The sequence below is a fragment of the Pseudomonas sp. 05T35 genome, assembly GCF_056396605.1.
The window spans coordinates 1-787 of sequence record NZ_JBFTLU010000827.1; the positions used below are offsets into that span (position 1 = coordinate 1).

Annotated in this window: 1 protein-coding gene; it reads left to right on the top strand. The window is 53.7% G+C overall.

Going from position 1 to position 787, the window contains the following annotated elements; all coding sequences use genetic code 11:
• Positions 1–193: 193 nt before the first annotated feature.
• Positions 194–787, top strand: a 594-nt coding sequence (locus AC1DH9_RS30120) for a DUF2931 family protein (RefSeq protein ID WP_427540525.1), incomplete at its 3' end; no start/stop codon positions are given.

Genomic DNA, 787 nt, shown 5'->3' on the forward strand with positions numbered 1-787 from the left:
CCTTACGGCGGCACCTCCAACGGAAAACATCGACCCCTTTCAGAAGAATCCAAACCTTACGGCGGCACCTCCAACGGAAAACATCGACCCCTTTCAGAAGAATCCAAAGCCTACATCAACCAGTTCGGTATTCCCTATGGCTCCTGGTAATCCATGAACAATCACCAGAAACCACGACCACTGGAATATCCCAATGTTTAAGAACTCACCCGCAGTTAAAGCGAGTGTTGCAATGTTATTGGCGTTGCTCTTGGGGGGATGCACCAAGGGCCTTGGTCGGTCACTGCCTTATGACGCGTGGAAGCTCAACTTTTTTGGTCCTGCCTACATGGAAGCCTGGATCGAAACGGCGGATGTCGTTGATATCAATGAGCGAGTATTCCGCGGTGCAGGCAGCGGAATCGTATCGACCGGGTATCCGACAGCGTTCAGTAAAGGCATACCGACGAAATTTCTCGGAAAGCCCAAAGGATGGCCCCCACATCCGGGCGGGAGTGGCCGACATGTAAGAGGCGCTGATCTCCCTCGTTTGGTCTATGTGCGCTGGCAGTCGCTGGCCGAGCCGCAGACCTACGAAGCGTACATTGAAATCCCCGAGTCAGCTCGAACCACCATGCTCAAGGGTGAAAGGGCCTTTTGTGGTGCAGATGGTAAATGGATTACGGATTACCGAAAGCTGCTGATTGTTGGCCTGGCACCTGGCGGTATCGCCAAAGTGTATTTGGGTGGCCCTTGCCTGAAGTCGACCGAAGTCACTCGCGTACAAGGCACGATCAATCCCGAAGGC